Source organism: Bartonella sp. AA168HLJHH (assembly GCF_042197365.1).
GTDB lineage: Bacteria > Pseudomonadota > Alphaproteobacteria > Rhizobiales > Rhizobiaceae > Bartonella.
In genome coordinates, this window is the sequence record NZ_JBHIRS010000079.1 from 1 (window position 1) to 367 (window position 367).

The 367-nt window shown below is 39.0% G+C and carries 1 pseudogene; it reads left to right on the plus strand.

Annotated elements, in window-relative coordinates:
• Window positions 1–367 (plus strand): annotated as a pseudogene (locus ACFINM_RS09835) (hypothetical protein); the annotation flags it as partial.

Here is a 367-nt window from a genome sequence, read left to right on the forward strand (position 1 = left end):
AGGCTCCAACTACGGTAACTATTGCTGCTAAGTCACCATTAACTCAAGTAAGTTTTATGGATGCTAATGGTAAAAGTCGGCGTCTTTTTGACATTTCTGCTGGTGATATTTCTGTTAACTCAAGCGATGCAATCAATGGTGCACAGCTCTATTCGATAAGCAACCAGATTGCTGCTTATTTTGGTGGTGGTTCTGGGTATCAAAATGGAGAATGGAGCGCTCCTACTTTTACAGTTAAAGTCGTTGATGAGAATGGTAATGGAGCTGAAACGCAATATGGAAATGTTGCGGAGGCACTTTCTGGTGTAAATAGTTCTTTCACAAATCTTAATAAAAAGATTGAAAGTGTGAAAGGCGATAGTTTTAT